Source organism: Bacillus sp. AFS098217 (assembly GCF_002551815.1).
In the GTDB taxonomy this organism is placed as follows: Bacteria; Bacillota; Bacilli; order Bacillales; family Bacillaceae_G; genus Bacillus_A.
The window spans coordinates 1-16,297 of record NZ_NVPR01000024.1 but is presented as its reverse complement, the minus strand read 5'-3'; the positions used below and the strand labels follow the sequence as shown (position 1 = coordinate 16,297).

16 protein-coding genes are annotated in these 16,297 nt (G+C 37.5%); 1 reads left to right on the top strand and 15 read right to left on the bottom strand.

Annotated elements, in window-relative coordinates:
* Nucleotides 1-311: 311 nt before the first annotated feature.
* The 11 genes from COO03_RS06210 to hpaI form a co-directional block, all read right to left on the bottom strand.
* Nucleotides 312-2,102: a S9 family peptidase gene (locus tag COO03_RS06210; protein WP_097896013.1), complete on the bottom strand. Its 1,791-nt coding sequence runs from the start codon at nt 2,100-2,102 to the stop codon at nt 312-314.
* A 203-nt stretch (nt 2,103-2,305) separates the two neighbouring features.
* Nucleotides 2,306-2,692: a 5-carboxymethyl-2-hydroxymuconate Delta-isomerase gene (locus COO03_RS06205; RefSeq protein WP_097896011.1), complete on the bottom strand. Its 387-nt coding sequence runs from the start codon at nt 2,690-2,692 to the stop codon at nt 2,306-2,308.
* Between the two features lie 251 nt (nt 2,693-2,943).
* The gene (locus tag COO03_RS06200) at nt 2,944-3,702 is read right to left on the bottom strand and encodes a fumarylacetoacetate hydrolase family protein (protein WP_097896008.1); all 759 of its coding nucleotides are present in this window, start codon (nt 3,700-3,702) and stop codon (nt 2,944-2,946) included.
* Nucleotides 3,699-4,490, bottom strand: coding sequence for a fumarylacetoacetate hydrolase family protein (locus COO03_RS06195; RefSeq protein WP_097896007.1), 792 nt, complete (start codon nt 4,488-4,490; stop codon nt 3,699-3,701). Before COO03_RS06195 ends, COO03_RS06200 begins: the two co-directional genes overlap by 4 nt.
* A 30-nt stretch (nt 4,491-4,520) precedes the next feature.
* The gene (locus COO03_RS06190) at nt 4,521-6,071 is read right to left on the bottom strand and encodes a solute symporter family protein (RefSeq protein ID WP_097896005.1); all 1,551 of its coding nucleotides are present in this window, start codon (nt 6,069-6,071) and stop codon (nt 4,521-4,523) included.
* Nucleotides 6,061-6,393: a DUF485 domain-containing protein gene (locus tag COO03_RS06185; RefSeq protein WP_097896004.1), complete on the bottom strand. Its 333-nt coding sequence runs from the start codon at nt 6,391-6,393 to the stop codon at nt 6,061-6,063. Before COO03_RS06185 ends, COO03_RS06190 begins: the two co-directional genes overlap by 11 nt.
* A gap of 64 nt (nt 6,394-6,457) precedes the next feature.
* Entirely contained in the window at nt 6,458-7,342 is an 885-nt protein-coding gene (locus tag COO03_RS06180; protein WP_230322425.1) for a riboflavin kinase, read from the bottom strand.
* A gap of 78 nt (nt 7,343-7,420) precedes the next feature.
* Complete coding sequence (gene hpaD / locus COO03_RS06175) at nt 7,421-8,404, bottom strand: 3,4-dihydroxyphenylacetate 2,3-dioxygenase (RefSeq protein ID WP_097896001.1); 984 nt, start codon at nt 8,402-8,404, stop codon at nt 7,421-7,423.
* 33 nt (nt 8,405-8,437) lie between these two features.
* Nucleotides 8,438-9,910 (bottom strand): 4-hydroxyphenylacetate 3-monooxygenase, oxygenase component, encoded by a 1,473-nt coding sequence (hpaB, locus tag COO03_RS06170; RefSeq protein ID WP_097896000.1) that lies wholly within the window; start codon nt 9,908-9,910, stop codon nt 8,438-8,440.
* Between the two features lie 257 nt (nt 9,911-10,167).
* A complete protein-coding gene (gene hpaE, locus COO03_RS06165; protein ID WP_097895997.1) occupies nt 10,168-11,691 on the bottom strand; it encodes a 5-carboxymethyl-2-hydroxymuconate semialdehyde dehydrogenase in 1,524 nt (507 codons plus the stop codon).
* A 435-nt stretch (nt 11,692-12,126) separates the two neighbouring features.
* Nucleotides 12,127-13,053, bottom strand: a complete 927-nt coding sequence (gene hpaI, locus COO03_RS06155; protein WP_097895992.1) for a 2,4-dihydroxyhept-2-ene-1,7-dioic acid aldolase — start codon at nt 13,051-13,053, stop codon at nt 12,127-12,129.
* A 186-nt stretch (nt 13,054-13,239) separates the two neighbouring features.
* Between hpaI and COO03_RS06150 the strand changes: the two genes are divergently transcribed.
* On the top strand, nt 13,240-14,124 hold the full coding sequence (locus COO03_RS06150) for a LysR family transcriptional regulator (protein ID WP_097895990.1): 885 nt from the start codon (nt 13,240-13,242) through the stop codon (nt 14,122-14,124).
* Between the two features lie 244 nt (nt 14,125-14,368).
* Here the strand turns inward: COO03_RS06150 and COO03_RS06145 are convergent, their stop codons facing one another.
* From COO03_RS06145 to COO03_RS06130, 4 genes are all read right to left on the bottom strand, one after another.
* Complete coding sequence (locus COO03_RS06145) at nt 14,369-14,551, bottom strand: DUF3976 domain-containing protein (RefSeq protein WP_097895988.1); 183 nt, start codon at nt 14,549-14,551, stop codon at nt 14,369-14,371.
* Nucleotides 14,552-14,580: 29 nt separating this feature from the next.
* Nucleotides 14,581-14,958 carry a permease gene (locus tag COO03_RS06140; RefSeq protein ID WP_097895987.1) on the bottom strand — a complete coding sequence of 126 codons (378 nt, stop codon included), beginning with the start codon at nt 14,956-14,958 and terminating at the stop codon, nt 14,581-14,583.
* Nucleotides 14,959-14,981: 23 nt separating this feature from the next.
* Nucleotides 14,982-15,185 carry a helix-turn-helix transcriptional regulator gene (locus COO03_RS06135; protein WP_097895985.1) on the bottom strand — a complete coding sequence of 68 codons (204 nt, stop codon included), beginning with the start codon at nt 15,183-15,185 and terminating at the stop codon, nt 14,982-14,984.
* Between the two features lie 187 nt (nt 15,186-15,372).
* Nucleotides 15,373-16,083, bottom strand: coding sequence for a hypothetical protein (locus COO03_RS06130; protein ID WP_097895984.1), 711 nt, complete (start codon nt 16,081-16,083; stop codon nt 15,373-15,375).
* Nucleotides 16,084-16,297: the final 214 nt, after the last annotated feature.

Here is a 16,297-nt window from a genome sequence, read left to right as displayed (position 1 = left end):
TTTTAGATGGGAGAGAGCATCTATTCATGCATAGAAGCGGTCAGTTCCTTTCTCTACCACATGCGAAGTAAAAGCAGAAAGAGCAAACGAGTGTAGGTTACTTTTTATTCTGCATAATAGGGAGTTAGATGTCGAAAAATTAAAATGGATTTATATAGTTTAATCAGACATCCACTAGTGTTAAAGCCGCTTGGATCATACTCCAAGCGACTTTATGTGCTACATACACTGCTAATAATTCTACTACTCTCTTTTAATAATGCCTCTTTTCACAAGGAATGTGTGTCTTGTGCATTTTCTCCATAATCATCTCATTCATTTCCAATATACTGATTTAAGAAATCAGCAACACTCGTGTAGGCAGTAACATTATTTTTTAGTTTGACGAAAAAATGTCCTTCGTCTTCAAATCGAATATATGAAACTGGATGATCTCGTTCTTTTAGCTCATTAACGATTTGTTCTGTTTCTTCAATTGGAACGCGAGGATCATTGGCACCATGAAGCAACATTACCGGACATTTAATCTGATCAGTACGATGTAATGGATCTATCTCATCAAAAAAGTTCCCATCCGCTTCAATACATCCGTATTCTGCCTCTCTTAATTTACGGCGCCATGGACTTGTATTCTGTAAAAACGTTTTAAGACTGGAAATACCAACAATATCAATTGCCGCAGACCACAAATCAGGATAATGCGTGATGGCAGCAAGAACCATAAATCCACCATAACTGCGGCCCATAATTGCGATTTTATTTGGATCAGCATTTCCTTCTGTCTTTAACCATTCTACTAAATAAGTAAGATCTTGAACTGAATGCATTCGTTTTCGAACATCATCAAGATGAGTGTATGCTTTCCCGTATCCAGTACTACCACGAACATTCGGTGTACATACTGCATACCCTCGATTTAAGAAATATTGAAGAAAAGGGTTGTAAACGGCACGAATCTGACTTTCAGGCCCCCCATGAACAAATACTACTACTGGAAGCTTCTCATTTTTAACCTGTTGTGGTTTATAAAAAAACGCTGGTACTTCTAACCCATCAAATGAAGTAAAATGAATAAGCTCTGGTTCCACTAGCGCATGTTCCACAACAGGAGACTGTGATACATAGGTAAGTCGAGCATTTTTCTTTGTTTTTAAATCCAACTCCCATATGTCTGAGGGGTGTGTTGCCCCATTTAAAACATAGGATAATCTAGCATCATCTTGTGAAAAAGTAATATTTGTAATAACTCCGTTTGGTGTATCCCACGATTCAATGGTTTTATTCTGAAGGTTCAATAAAACTCCTTTAGAAATCCCGCCTTCATTGATTGAATACGCTAATAACTGTTTATTATTACTCATTTGTAAGCCTTCCAGATCCCAATCTCGTTGGTCAAGCCAAGTAAAATGGCTTGTTGCAAGATTAATCACTCCTAATCCTATAAATTCTTGATCTATATTAGTGAGAACATATATATGATCTCCATTCTTATTGAAGTTTGGGCATTCAAATCGTGCTTCTCCTTCATGCTTCGTTATCCAATTTACTTCCCCACTCTCAAGATGTAATAATCCAAGGTCATTATCTAGATTAGAGTTAGCCTTTTGAATAAGCAATAAATCACCACTTGGTGACCATTTTATTGCAAAATAAAGTCCATCACCATCAAATACTTTTCGAATTTCATACGTTTCTAGAGATTGTATGTATATATCAAAATGTGCTATATTGCGACGATTACTTGCCCACGCTATCCACTTTCCATCTGGAGAGCTTCCGCCATAATGATGGATATAATCAGGTGAATCAGTTAATGGAATTAACTCCCCATCATCTTCTAAAAGAAATAACTGTTGACGTTCATTTACACCAGCATCCATTCCGATAATACGCTTTGTTGTTCCCGAGATATATTCCATAAAGATAATTCTTTCATCCGTGAAAGATATTTGCGTAGGCCAATCATTGCCCTTTTTTAATTCCCATACTTGCGGGAGCCCAGTAATATTTGTAATAAAATTTAAGCTTTCACCAGTTGGATGATATACAGGTTTTTCTGCTGTCCGTACATGTAAATATGGCTTTATACCGATGAATTTCATTTTCTCTCTCCTTTTCTGACTCTCTATTAAAAAGAATATTCACACTATTAACTCTACCATATTTACACATTATTTTATTATTAAAAAATACATACGCAATAAATGCATTACATATACTGAATTTTAATCTTCCCAAAAAGATACCTTAGGAAATACGAATGAGAGCTGACTCCAATATCGAAGTCAGCTCTCATTCACATTTCCTATCCCCGAAACCTTCCATGAATATTATTCCACTTATACGTCCCTGCCTCACTAAACTCTGCGAGTTCCATCGATAGTGCAAAGTACCGCTTTGCGGCTAGATCGGCGAAGTGCTCTTTCATCATATTGAAGATATGATTACATGTTTCTGTTTTATCTTCTTCTGTTCTGCCTGCACCGATTTTAAATGTAGCATGGACGAATGCATCATCTTCTTTTCCATCTGCAATATAGTAATCTTCTAGTTCAATTGCTCTTGAACGAATACCTCCTGTTGGAAAGATATCACTTCGTGAGATTAGTATGTGGTTTACTTTTTTTAATAAATCCGCAATATTCGCTTCTTCCTTTATATTATTTGTATACTCTACAATAAAATGCGGCATGCATATAGCTCCCTTCTTTTTATGTATAACGAGAATGAGAGTAGCCTCTTTATTATATACATCCATTTTAATTTTCCGACATCTAACTCCCTGCTATGCAGAATAAACAGTAACCTACACTCGTTTGCTCNNTGGCAGAAAAAGGCCCTAACCGCTTCTATGCATGGCTAGATGCTCTCTCCCACCTAAAAAAAGAGTTTTATATCGGTTTTTTAATTGATGTATATATAGCTACTCTTTTGTTTTCCTTTCTATCGTTTAGAAAACTTTTCCTCACCAACAATTGTATTTATTAAGCGGCCAATTCCTTCAATTTCCGTAATCACTTCGTCTCCAACCGCTGTATTGACTAGTCCTTCTGGCGTACCTGTTAAAATGATATCTCCTTTACTTAGCGTCATAAAGCTGCTTAAATATTCTATTAAAGATGGAATATCAAAGATCATATCTTTTGTTGTTCCTTCTTGTGTCAACTGGCCATTTACATACGTACGGAGCGTTAAGTTCATTGGATTGTCAATGTCAGCTGCATCTACAATCCATGGACCGATTGGCGTACATGTATCACGATTTTTCACCCTAAGGTTCGGGCGATAATAATTTTCTAAGTAATCCCGTATGGCATAATCATTCGCTACTGTATATCCTGCGACGTAATCGTATGCCTCCTCTTTCTTTACATTTCGAGCTGTTTTACCAATTACGACTGCTAGTTCACATTCATAATGCATATACGTTGCGTCTTCTGGACGATACGTTTGACCACGGTGGCCGATGAATGTGTTAGGCCCTTTTAAAAAGACAAGCGGTTCTGTTGGCGCATTGAATGATAATTCTTTTGCGTGATCTGCATAGTTTAAACCTAAGGCAAATACTGTTCGTGGCTCAACTGGCGGTAGCCACGTCACTTCTTCTTCCGATAGAAGACGTCCATCATCTAATTTCAACTGGCCATCTACTTCAGTAGCGTTATAAATGGCACCAGCGTATGCGACACGTGCTCTCTTCATCGTACCCCTCCTCTCACAAGTTCTTTTTCAAGTACAACCTTATTTTCTAAACTTCCAATTCCTTCAATCTCAATACGAATGATATCTCCGTCTTTTACAAAGGGCGGATTTTCTGGAACACCAACAAGCAGTATGTCTCCTTCATTTAATGTCATAAATTCTGTCACATCAGCAATAAGGCGTGCTACTGGCCTAATTAAGTTTTCCGTATTATTCTCCTGCCGTAATACACCATTGATATACACTTGTATCTCTAAACGATCTGGATTTTCTACAGCATCTCGATCCATAATCCATGGACCAACTGGACAAAATCCATCGCGTGCTTTTTGCTTCACAGCGGGACGATATACGCTATCATGTGGCACGCTAATATCATTCACAATTGTATAACCAGCTATATATTCCAGCGCCTGCTCCTCACGTACTCCCGTTGCCCTCTTTCCGATTACAATGCCAAGAGCTGCGCCAACTTCTAACTCTTCTACTTCACTTGGCAACGGAATGGACATTCCCCTGGCAATAATCGTATTCGCAGGTTTTATATACAAAATAGGAGCACTTGGCGCTTGTTTATATGGTAATTCATGTACCGAATTTCCTAATGCCGCAAGTACTCCTTTATAATTCAACAATGTTCCATATATATTTCCTATAGTTGGAACATCTAATGTTAGTTCATTATTCTCATAATGCTTTCCATTCCATTTGATTATGTCTTCTACTAAATTTACTTCTCCTTCTTCTATCTGCTTCGCACCACAAAATTTAAACTTTATCTTACTCATTTTCTCACCCCTAATGAACAAATATTTACCTTAGTGATGACTAACACCCTTCACATCACTTCCTGTATTCGACTTCACTAATATTTCTTCAAAATTACCAGTCTTACTTCTTTTCGCAAATAGGATCGTACCTATATAAGCCCCTAAAAATCCTAACGGAATAGAGACAATTCCTGGAGATGTTAACGGGAATAATGGTTCTCCAACAAAGAGCGCCTGCCCTACTTTTGGACTCCACACACTTGGACTTAGTGCAACAAGAATCATACTTCCAAATAAACCAACGAGCATTCCTGTAACAGCTCCAGCTATATTAAAACGCTTCCAATATACAGTAAATAAAATAACCGGTAAATTAGAACTCGCTGCAACCGTTAACGCTAGTGAGGCAAGAAATGCAACATTCATTTTTTGAACAAATAACGCTAAAATAATAGAAAAGATGGTGATCCCAATAGATGCAAGCCGCGCCATACGAAGCTGTTCTTTCTGGGTCGCTTTTCCTTCCCGAATAATTTCATTGTAAAAATCGTGAGAGAATGCAGTAGCACCTGTTACAACAATACCTGCTACTACAGCAAGAATAGTCGCAAAGGAAACAGCTGATATAACAGCGAATAATATGTCACCACCTAATATTTTTGCAAGTAACGGTGCAGCCATATTTCCAGCTGGATTTGCCGCCATAATATCTGCAGCCCCGACAAATTTTGCTGCTGCGAACCCTAAAAATATTACCATGATATAAAATAAGCCGATGATCCAAATAGAATACACGACGGATTTCCGTGCCACTTTTGCGTTTGGCACTGTCAAAAAGCGACTAAGAACATGTGGAAGCCCAGCTGTACCAAGAATTAACCCGAGTGTTAATGAAAATGCATCTAACCCATTCGTATATTTTGCACCTGGATTTAAATAGGCTTCTTTTAGAGGAGTAGCTGTTTTCATTTCTTCAAAAATCCGTAAAATATTAAAATCAAATTTAGTCATTACCATCATAAAAATAATGAATGTCCCGCCTAACAGAAGAAAAGCTTTTGTAATTTGAACCCAGCTTGTAGCTGTCATGCCACCAAAAATAACAAAAATGAGCATAACAAGTCCCACAATGACTACCGATATTTCATAATTAATATTTAATAATAACTTAAATAATGATCCTGCTGCTACAAGCTGTGCAAGCATATAAAAAACAGAAATCACAAGTGCATTAAATGCAGTAACACCACGAATCTTTTTATTTTGAAAACGCTCCGTGATCATGTCTGCTAGCGTATACTTTCCAAGATTCCGAAGAGGTTCAGCTACTAACAGTAATACAACTAAATAGGAGACAAGTGCACCGTACATTAAGAAGAAACCATCATATCCAAAAAGTGAAATCGCTCCAATTAAACCTAAAAAAGAAGAAGCTGACATAAAGTCACCAGCGATGGCAAATCCATTTTGCCATCCCTTCAATCCCCCTCCGGCTGTATAAAAAGAGCTCGCATTACTTGTTTTTTTCGAGGCATAATATGTAATCAAAAGTGTAATCACAACAATCAATCCAAACATTGTCACAACTTTAAAATCCATCTGCTTGTCTCCCTTCTGCCTCTTCTGTTAATACTTCCTCAGCTAATGTATCAAAATAGGCTGCTTTTTTTACATATAAATGACAAATTACCCCTGTCATCACGAATTGTGCAAAAGCAAATATCCAGGCCCATGATATTGCACCAATAGCCGGCTTTGTTAAAATATCGGTATCTAATGTTAAAATAGGCAGAAGTAATGCAAAACAAATGAAAAAAATCGTAACGGAAACGGTAAACTTCTTTCTAGCATTCAATAATTCTTTAAATTTTTCCGAATTGGCAATCTTCTTATAATTTATGTTTTTACTGGATTTTATCATATAAAACCCACCTCACCCTTTACTCAGTTTTATACCAATTTAACGCTTCTCTTTATTTTCCACATTACATCGCTAAATCGCCTGACAAAAAATATCGATTCATATCATATGCATGTTGTTTCCCAAAAATATATTGAATCCATTTTACTTTCACATGTTTTTGCGATAAATCTACAGAGCAGTTTGATAACTGAAGAAGGAGAGATTGCACATCATTATGCTGGGAGATTTGTTGGCATACGCCTTTATATACACGATTATCTATTTCTACTTCAACATGATAGACACCATGTACTGGTAGCATGTAATCTTTATCTACTAAAATTTCGGCAAACCTATAGATTTGATAAAAAGAAGCTGATTTTTTCACTCTTCCTCTTATCTCGTAATAATCACCAAGGTACGCCGGAATATCGTGTGCTGATCCCATTGCAAGCAACTGCCGAATGGCAGTTGAACTAATCTTGTTATGACTATGCTCTATTTTTGGAATCGTTGTAACATCAAATCGTTTCTGGCCTTGTTCTTTCAGTAACAGCATATTTCCTTGGCCCTTATATCCATAGTGATAGTCGAAACCAGCAACAACATGCTGGCATCGAAATCCTACAATATATGTTTCTACAAATTCTTCATGGGATAGGCGGGCAAATGTTGGATCAAATTTCACCACGATTAGTTTTTCAACCCCCATATTTTTAAAGCGTTCTTCTTTCACTTGCAAAGGAGTTAAATATTTCATTGGACCTTGAGAGGAATCAATAATGTCTCTTGGGTGCGGATAAAAAGTCATTACAGCAAATGTTATATTTTTCTGACGTGCAATCTCTTTCGCCGCCCTAATCAACTGTTTATGCCCCATATGAACTCCATCAAAGAAGCCTAGTGCAAGCACACATTCTTCAGCTTCATCTCGTAACGCTTTAGAAATTGGATGTTGAATATACATCGTCTTCACCTTAACACCTACCCCTTTTCATTAAACTGTTCACTTCACAAAAGGTGATTTCCTATAATATCTGTCAATCTACAAAACAAAATCTGGTTTTCGTTGTTCTAACGTAGGACTTGCTTCCTGTATTCTTTCACCTGTTTCAATATCTAGAAATGGTGATGTCTCATTAAACCAGCTATCCGGTGCTTTATGCCCCCAGAATGTTTGGCGTCTTGGATCATTTAAATCCCAGCGCACTGGATTAAAGTCTGGATCACTTGTTAAATAATCCCCGTTATAAAGTTCGATTCGATACCCATCTGGATCCCGTAAATATAAGAAGAACGCATTGGATAATCCGTGACGACCAGGTCCTCTTTCAATATTTGCTCCATAACCAAGAGATGCAAGTACATCACAGCAATGAATAAGTGCCAACGGGTCTGGTAACCAAAAACCAATATGATGAAGCCTTGGCCCTTCTCCATTCATAAATGCTTGATCATGCACAGTTTGTTTTCGATGAAGCCAAGCTGCCCACACGCGATCATCTTCTGTTGCTGTATATTCGGAACACGCAAAACCGAGTTCATTTACAAAGAAATTGTAAGCTTTCTCCACATCAGGGACAGCACAATTCACATGATCAATTCGCTGGATTCTCGCTCCTCTATACTGGTCATAACGCTGAATCATACGCTCCGCACCTGTCATCTTACAGAAGAATTCAAGCGGCATACCTGATATATCATGTACATGTAATGCTCTTCCAAGCGCATATTGTGTCCCTTCCTCTTTCCACTTTGTTTTTAATCCTTTTGATTGGAAAAACGCTGCTAGTTTATCTAAATCTTCTTCACTCTTTACTTTATAACCGAGTGCCTGAACGCCTAGCTGATCTGATTTTTTTAGTACTAAACTGTGATGAACATGCTCTTCTAATCCTCTTAAGTAAATGTGTTCTTCGTCACACTCTGTTTCGATAAATCCTAAAGCGTTTACATAAAATTCCCTCGAGCGCTCCAAATCCTTTACATGAATTACCGCTCTTGCAATTCGAATAATATTAAAATCCATCCCTTCCACCTCCAAGTTTCTTTTTCTATCCTTTTATGCTTTTTCAACCAACTCTTCAGAACGATTTAAAAACTCTGTTACACGATCCACATACACTTGTTTATCGTAGCCGTTGTACAACGCACTTGCCATTCTAACTGGATCTCCAAAAAAGAAACGCTCATATAATGTCTGTCTCGTACCAAATGCACTCATACAAACGTCCCAAGCAAGTCGGTAAAGTTTGACGCGATTATACGCATCCCCGTTTGCTGCTTGTAAATATTTATCTAAATCTGGACGTAAATCTGACTTGAAGTCTGACTCTGATGGAATCGCCATTAAACCACTTGCTCCAAGTAATTGCATAATTTCACTGAACCTTGGATAAATTTTTGGGTAATAATGACGCGCAATGTTTAATGGCGTAAAGTCTGGTGTCATAATGCCCCACTTATCCAGTTTTGCATTTGCTTCTGCCGCTGTCACATACGCTTTCACGGTCTCCAGCGCCATAATGACTTCTGACATCTTCTCTTGTACGTGTTGAAACTGACCAATATTGATTGTTTCTACCATTAACTGAAGAATGCCTAATACAAATTCGGTTTTCGCAATATTTTTTGAGACAACTTGATGTGTCATATGAACAACTGCATTGCTCTCATTGTAAGCTTGGTTACAAACCCCTACATCACCTAAAGCGAATACACGATTCCAAGGCACCACAACATCATCAAATACAACAATTGTATCCATCTCTTCAAAGCGTGATCCGAGCGGATGATCAAAATGAGACTTCCCATAATCAAACGATTCCCGGCAAATAAACTTTAATCCTGGTGTGTTATTCGGAATCGAAAACGCATATGCATATGGATTTTCCTCTTCGGATTGTTTTAAAAGAGTTGAAGGGAATACCATAATTTCATCTGTAATTCCACCCTGCGTTGCTAGTAAACGTGCTCCTCGAATCACTACGCCTTCAGAGGTTTTCTCTACGATGCGAGCTGCGATATAAGGATCAGGTAATTGAGCAGCATTTACAGCACGATTCACTTGAGGCTGAATTAATGTATGCGTTAAAGACAAATCATTCTCCCGGCAATATTCATAGTATTCAGCCATATTTTTCGCATAAAATGCATCCTGCTTTCCAAACATTTCTGAAGCCGATCCGTAAGCCATCATACCAGCATTAATATAATCTGGAGAGCGTCCCATCATGCCGCCGTTATACTTCGCCCATTCTTGTATCATCTTGCGGCGCATTTCTAGATCTTCTTTTGTTTTTGGTTGTAGAAACGAAGTACCTACACGCTCTCCCGTAGTCGGAGAAGTATAAGTCATATACTCTGCTTTCTCTTTTTCATGCTGCATATCATATAACTCAGATTGCGTTTTCATAACTCCTTTAAAAGCGGGGTGTTCTGAAATCTTCCCTTCCACTCTCTTCCCGTCAATCCATACATTTGCATTCGCTTGATCTACTCTTTCAATATATTCTTTTCCCGTTTTTGCTGGCATTTCACTCTCCCCTTTCGAAAAACTATTATTTATATAAATCCGTTTTAATTTTTCGACATCTACATCCCTGCTATGCAGAATAAAAAGTAACCTATACTCGCTTACTCTTTCTGTTTTTACTTCGCATGTGGCAGAAAAGGTCCTAACCGCTTCTATGCATGGCTAGATGCTCTCGCCCACCTAAAAAGAAGGGTTTTATGTCGGTTTTTTAATTGATGTATATATAGAAAGTTGTTCCAGCTATTTGTTCCTAACGCCTATTTCTTTTTTCCAAACTTCGGAATATGATGCTCTCCAATCGCAACATGGATTACCTTTGGTTCTGTATAAAATTCAAAAATTGCATAGTGACCGCCTTCTCTTCCGATTCCGCTATCTTTTGCTCCACCAAACGGAATACGAAGATCGCGTACATTTTGCGCATTCACCCATAACATCCCCGCTTCGATCGACTGTGCAAGACGATGCCCTCTCTTTATATCATTTGTCCAAACATAACCAGCAAGGCCATATCTGACGTCATTTGCAATTGCGATTGCTTCTTCTTCTGTTTCAAATTCAATAACAGCCATAACAGGACCAAAAATTTCTTCTTGGCATACACGCATGTCATTTTTTGCATGTAATAATAAAGTTGGTGGCACAAAGTTCCCCGCCTTAATCTCTTCTGGAACCATCCCCTGTACAACCTCACAACCTTCTTCTTTTGCAAGCTCAATGTACTCTTGCACCTTTTGAAAATGTTCTTTTTCAATTAAAGGTCCGAGTTCTGTTGCTGGGTCCATCGGATCACCCATCGTAATATATCCCACACGTTCTTTTAATTTTTCAATGAACTGATCTTTAATATTTTTGTGAAGTAATAAACGAGAATTTGCTGTGCAGCGCTCTCCGTTAAATGAGAAAATCCCCCAAACAGTCGCATCTAAGGCACGCTCTAAATCTGCATCATCAAATACAATAAGAGGTGATTTACCGCCAAGTTCCATTGATGTTTTCTTTAGCGTGTCAGCAGCATTTTTAATAATGATAGAACCTGTCGTTGTTTCGCCCGTAAATGATATCGCTTTCACATCTTTATGTGCAACAAGAGCCGCACCAGCAGTTTCTCCAAACCCATGAACTACATTAAATACTCCTTTTGGCACTTCTGCTTTATCAATAATTTCCGCAAGCTTGTTAACTGTTAAAGGAGATAATTCAGCAGGCTTCAAGACAACCGTATTCCCAGTAGCTAATGCTGGAGCAACTTTCCAAGTTTCTAACATGAACGGTGCATTCCATGGGGTAATAAGTCCAACAACCCCGATTGGGTTATACACAGTGTAGTTAATAAATTCACGGTTAACTGGATACGATTCACCATGTAATTTCGTTTGAACCATTCTTGCATAAAAGCGAAAATTTTCAGCTGCTCGAGACGTCATGTTTCTCGTTTGACTAATAGGAAGACCCGTATCTAATGCTTCCAAATATGCGATTTCTTCTATTTCTGCATCAATTAAATCTGCAATGCGATTTATATATTTCATTCTCTCTTCGACTTTCATCTTACCCCATGGCCCCTTTTCAAAAGCCACCTTTGCTGCAGTTACTGCCGCATTTATATCGGCAGTACTACCCTCTGCTACTCTATTAATCTCTTCATTTGTAAACGGATTCATATTTGTAAATACTTTACCTGATTGCGCAGGTATAAATTCCCCATTAATATATAAATCTATATTTTCTACTTGCTCATGCGCTCTATATTTTTGAGCATTCTTTGCTTCCGTTTGCATCCTCTTCCCTCCACAGCTCAGTTATTGTGCCTCTTTAACGTATTTTCGAAAGAAGTCCCCATCTTCAAGCGCGTGACGGGCAAGAGCCCAGCGGTAAGTAAGGTGGGGATGAATTTTGGTTAGGCATAGCCTAAAATAACTCTTGGCAAATACACGCATGTTTTGCCCATCCATATCAAGATGTAGTTTCCCTTCGCCAATGTTTGTAGGTGCCCTCAACTTCTCATGTAAGAAGGCATGTGGTTGACCGTTCCTTCCCAATCAGAACTGTTACATAGCCACCATAGAGCCAAGAACTAGAGAATCATTCTTGGGTATGCAACCTACGAACGGAGTCCACAAAAGACTGAGGCTAGACAACCAGGACTTTTTACAAGTCCCCACTTCAAAACGTGTTAGCGTTTAAGTAGTGGATAGTTGACAGGGGCCGTGTTCTTATCTAGATACAATACTTTCTGGTAATTCTACATACTGCTTTAGAACCTCACGAATTTCATCTTGTAATTCCTGCGTTGGAACATCCATTGGTAAACGTAATACAGGTTTAATTTTCCCCATCATTCCTAACGCTGCTTTTAAAGGAGCAGGGTTTGTATCTTTAAATAAAACATCATTGAGCGGCATTAACTCATAATGAAGATTTAATGCACGCTTTACGTCACCTTCATTCCAAGCATCATATATTTCTGCAACTTGTTTCGGTGCAACGTTAGCGGTAGCGCTAATATGTCCCGCACCACCAATTGCTAGCATTGGATAACATAACAATTCAATACCGGAGAATAAAAGAAAATCTCTTCCGCAGTTTAAAAGAACGCGATTAATGTGCTCAAAGTCTTTATTCGATTCTTTCACTCCAATAATGTTCGGACAATCTTTATTCAGTTTAGCAATTGTCTCGACTTGTAGATTTACAGCTGTTCTTCCTGGAATGTTATAAATAATAATTGGAATATCAACCGAATCCGCAACAATTTTAAAATGTTTATATAACGCATGCTGTGATGGTTTATTATAATAAGGCACAATAACAAGCGCTGCATCTGCACCAATTTCTTGTGCCTTTTTCGTTAAATACAATGTCTCTTCATGATTTGTAGAACCTGTCCCTGGTACAAAAGGAACTCGTCCACGAATCGCCTTTGCCGCTACCTCCATTACTTGTACACGTTCTTCAATCTTTAATGAACTTGGTTCTCCCGTTGTACCTGTAACCGAAATACCATGACTTCCACTTTCTATATGCCAATTAATTAGATTTTCTAGCGTTTCAAAATCAATCGAACCGCTCTCATCAAATGGCGTAATAATTGGAGCGATAGAACCTCTCAATTTTTTCTTTGCTTCTGCGAATTTAGCCATCTTAAAGTCTCCCCTTTTTCATTTGTACTTCTGCACGCATTTAACAGAAGTCTTTTTTGTAAAAGTCAAACTTATCCGAAAATTAATTACAGTGTTACTGTATCATGTGATATCATAGATGAAAAATACTAAAAAAGTTGGCATTCAATACGAAAAAAATATACTTAGCTACGGGAGGTAGGTAGTGTGGATATTAGACAACTTCGCTATTTCTTCACAATTGCACAAGAAGGTCAAATTACACGGGCAGCAAAAAAGCTTCATATGGCACAGCCCCCATTAAGTCAACAATTGAAATTACTAGAACAAGAACTTGGTGTTCAATTGTTAGAAAGAAACGGGAGACAATTAGAACTCACAGAAGCCGGAAGTGTTTTATTTAAAAAAGCACAAGAACTTTTAAATCAATTTGATGAAGCAATTATAGAAGTAAAAGAGGTAGGAAATGGGTTAAAAGGAACCTTATCAATCGGCTCCGTGAAATCATCGTTCTCTCATTTACCAGAAAGACTCCGCTTATTTCGTGAAAAATATCCACTCGTTACCTTTCGTCTACATGAGGGAGATTCATTTCGTCTTGCACAATCTATAAAGAACCGGGAGATTGAACTTGCCATTGTACGACTTCCGTTAGAGATGGAGGACTTTTCTTCCCTTCCGTTACCTACAGATAAATTCGTTGCCGTCCTACCTAATGAAAGCGCAGATAATCGGACAATGATCCCAATGAAAGAACTCGCCAATGCCCCGCTTATGTTACTGCAGCGTATAAAAGGGCTCGGTCTTTATGAGCAAGTCATTGACGGCTTTAAAAAACACGGATTAAAACCAAATATTATTTGCGATTGTCCAGATGCAGCTATGCTGCTATCATTAGTTAGATCCGGTGTTGGATTTACACTACTCCCAAAATCAACTCTCATCGCACTCCCTTTAAATGGTATAAAAATCGTTGACATAGAAGACTCTACCATTACATCCGACTCCGCCGTTATATGGCTAAAAAATCGCTCCCTTTCAAAAGTCGCTATGCATTTCCTTGAAACATTTCGCAGTGAATCTCTTACATAGAAAAGATACAATTTATATAAGGCTATTTTTATTTTTCGACATCTAAATCCNNTTTTACTTCGCATGTGGCGGAAAAAGGCACTGACCGCTTCTATGCATGAATAGATCCTCTCTCCCACCTAAAAAAAGCGATTTTATATCGCTTTTTTAATTGATGTGTATATAATCACTCTCTATCATGTCATAATAAAAAACCCTATTTTTGACACTGAAACAAAAACAGGGTTTTCATTCTATCCTTTTCTTATAATCGCTTACTTACCAAGACAACCATCACGATAATGCCTACAAACATTACGCCCAAACACCCGATCAGCTTATAGAAACCTCTCTTCGTCAATGTATTCCCTTGTATATCCTTACGAATAAATAAGTACACTGCTAAAAATAAAAGCAGGGCTAACCCAAAAGCATATATACTTTGCATCTATCTGATTCACCTTTCTCATTCCAGCTTTAATATTTTTTAGACAAAATAACGAATGAAATAAAGACCGTACAAATTGTTAATGCCGCTAAAATGTTGAGCAGTTCTGTAGCAGATAATGTAATAATCTTTAAATTTAATCCAACAGAAAATAAAATATAGTACGCTAACAACGCAAAGTAGGAATAGAACATTCCTTTTTGACGAATTAGCTTCATCCTTTCGTCTTTCTCCTTAAATTGTGGATGGAGATAACTTAAGCAAAAGCACATTACTGTCATTGCTAGTAATGTATACGTTTGTGGCGGTGGTGAAGAATGCGCCATTATACCTATAAATAGCATAAATCCACTCATAGCCGAAAAGATAATCCCCATAATCAAAAAATACTTTTGTGAGTAGTTCATCTTTCTTTCCCCCTTATGTAGATTTACTTCTCTTTCCCTTCATAAATAAATACATTTTCTATCGTTGTCTGAAATGTTTTCGCAATTTCAAATGCTAAAGGAAGTGATGGATCATATTTTCCTTTTTCAATTGAAATAATAGTCTGTCTAGAAACGCCAAGTTTTTCAGCTAACTTCTCTTGTGACAGGCCAAATTTTTTTCTGTATTCTACCATTTTGTTTTCCAAGGAAATCTTCCCCTCCTCCTTACACAGAGTATAGATGTAAAGCAACCTTTACGTCAAGTTTCCTTTACACAACTTCCCTACTCCCACCTTTTCTTTTTAATCAATAATATTTTCATAACGAGTGAAGTAATTCTACTCATATGCAAACTGTATTCAAAAAAAAGAAACTAATTTTCCGCTCAAACAATTAGTCTCTTTCATCAAACCACTTTACTTGCATATTTCTTTCCTGCAAAAATTCGCGAATTTGCTCTACTTCTCTCTTGTTATAATGCTTCTCTAAAAACATTTGAAATTGATCTTTTATTTTAAAAATCGGATTGTACGTGATCGAAATTCCTTCTCGCTTTATTCTTTCTTCTATTTCCTTCATTTTGCGCTGTTCCTCTGACCAATTGTCCTCTATACATTTTACTTCGATTTTTTCATTCGCATTTGTATAAAATACAAATTTAAAGCCCAACCTATTTGATTTTGCATCCTTATAAGCATCATACACTTCTACCTTTTTAATTTCTCCCCAGCTAGCCCTTTTCGCACTTCCCCAAAATGGATCTTCAATAATTTCTGTATTGCTTATGCTAGAATAAAAGAAGAAAAGCAAATAAATGATTCCAAAAGAAGTACTAAAAATTATGAATAGTACACGCCTTATACACTTTCTTTTTGGTAATACAACCGAGAGAAGATACAACATCACCCACAGCACATAGATAAGAGCTAATACTGCAGCACTTGCTTCTCGTTCCAGATCATATACAATAGGAGAAAGCGAATGCATATAACTAATCTTATTTGACATAAATAGAGCTAAACCAACTATCGATAGAATCATAGAAAATACTATTATCCGAATAACATTAACACCAACATTTTCATTATCTGTTTTCTTTTTCATTTTACAACTCCTACGTATCTCTACATAAAGCGAAACTTTATCTCTTATTTCTTTCCTGCCTATTTTTAATGTAACACTTTTATATAAATCCCTTTTCATTTTTCGACATTTAAATCCCTGCTATGCAGAATAAAAAGTAACCTCCGCTCGTTTGGTCTTTTTGTTTTTACTTTGTATGTGGCTGAAAAAGGCACTGACCGCTTCGATGCATGGC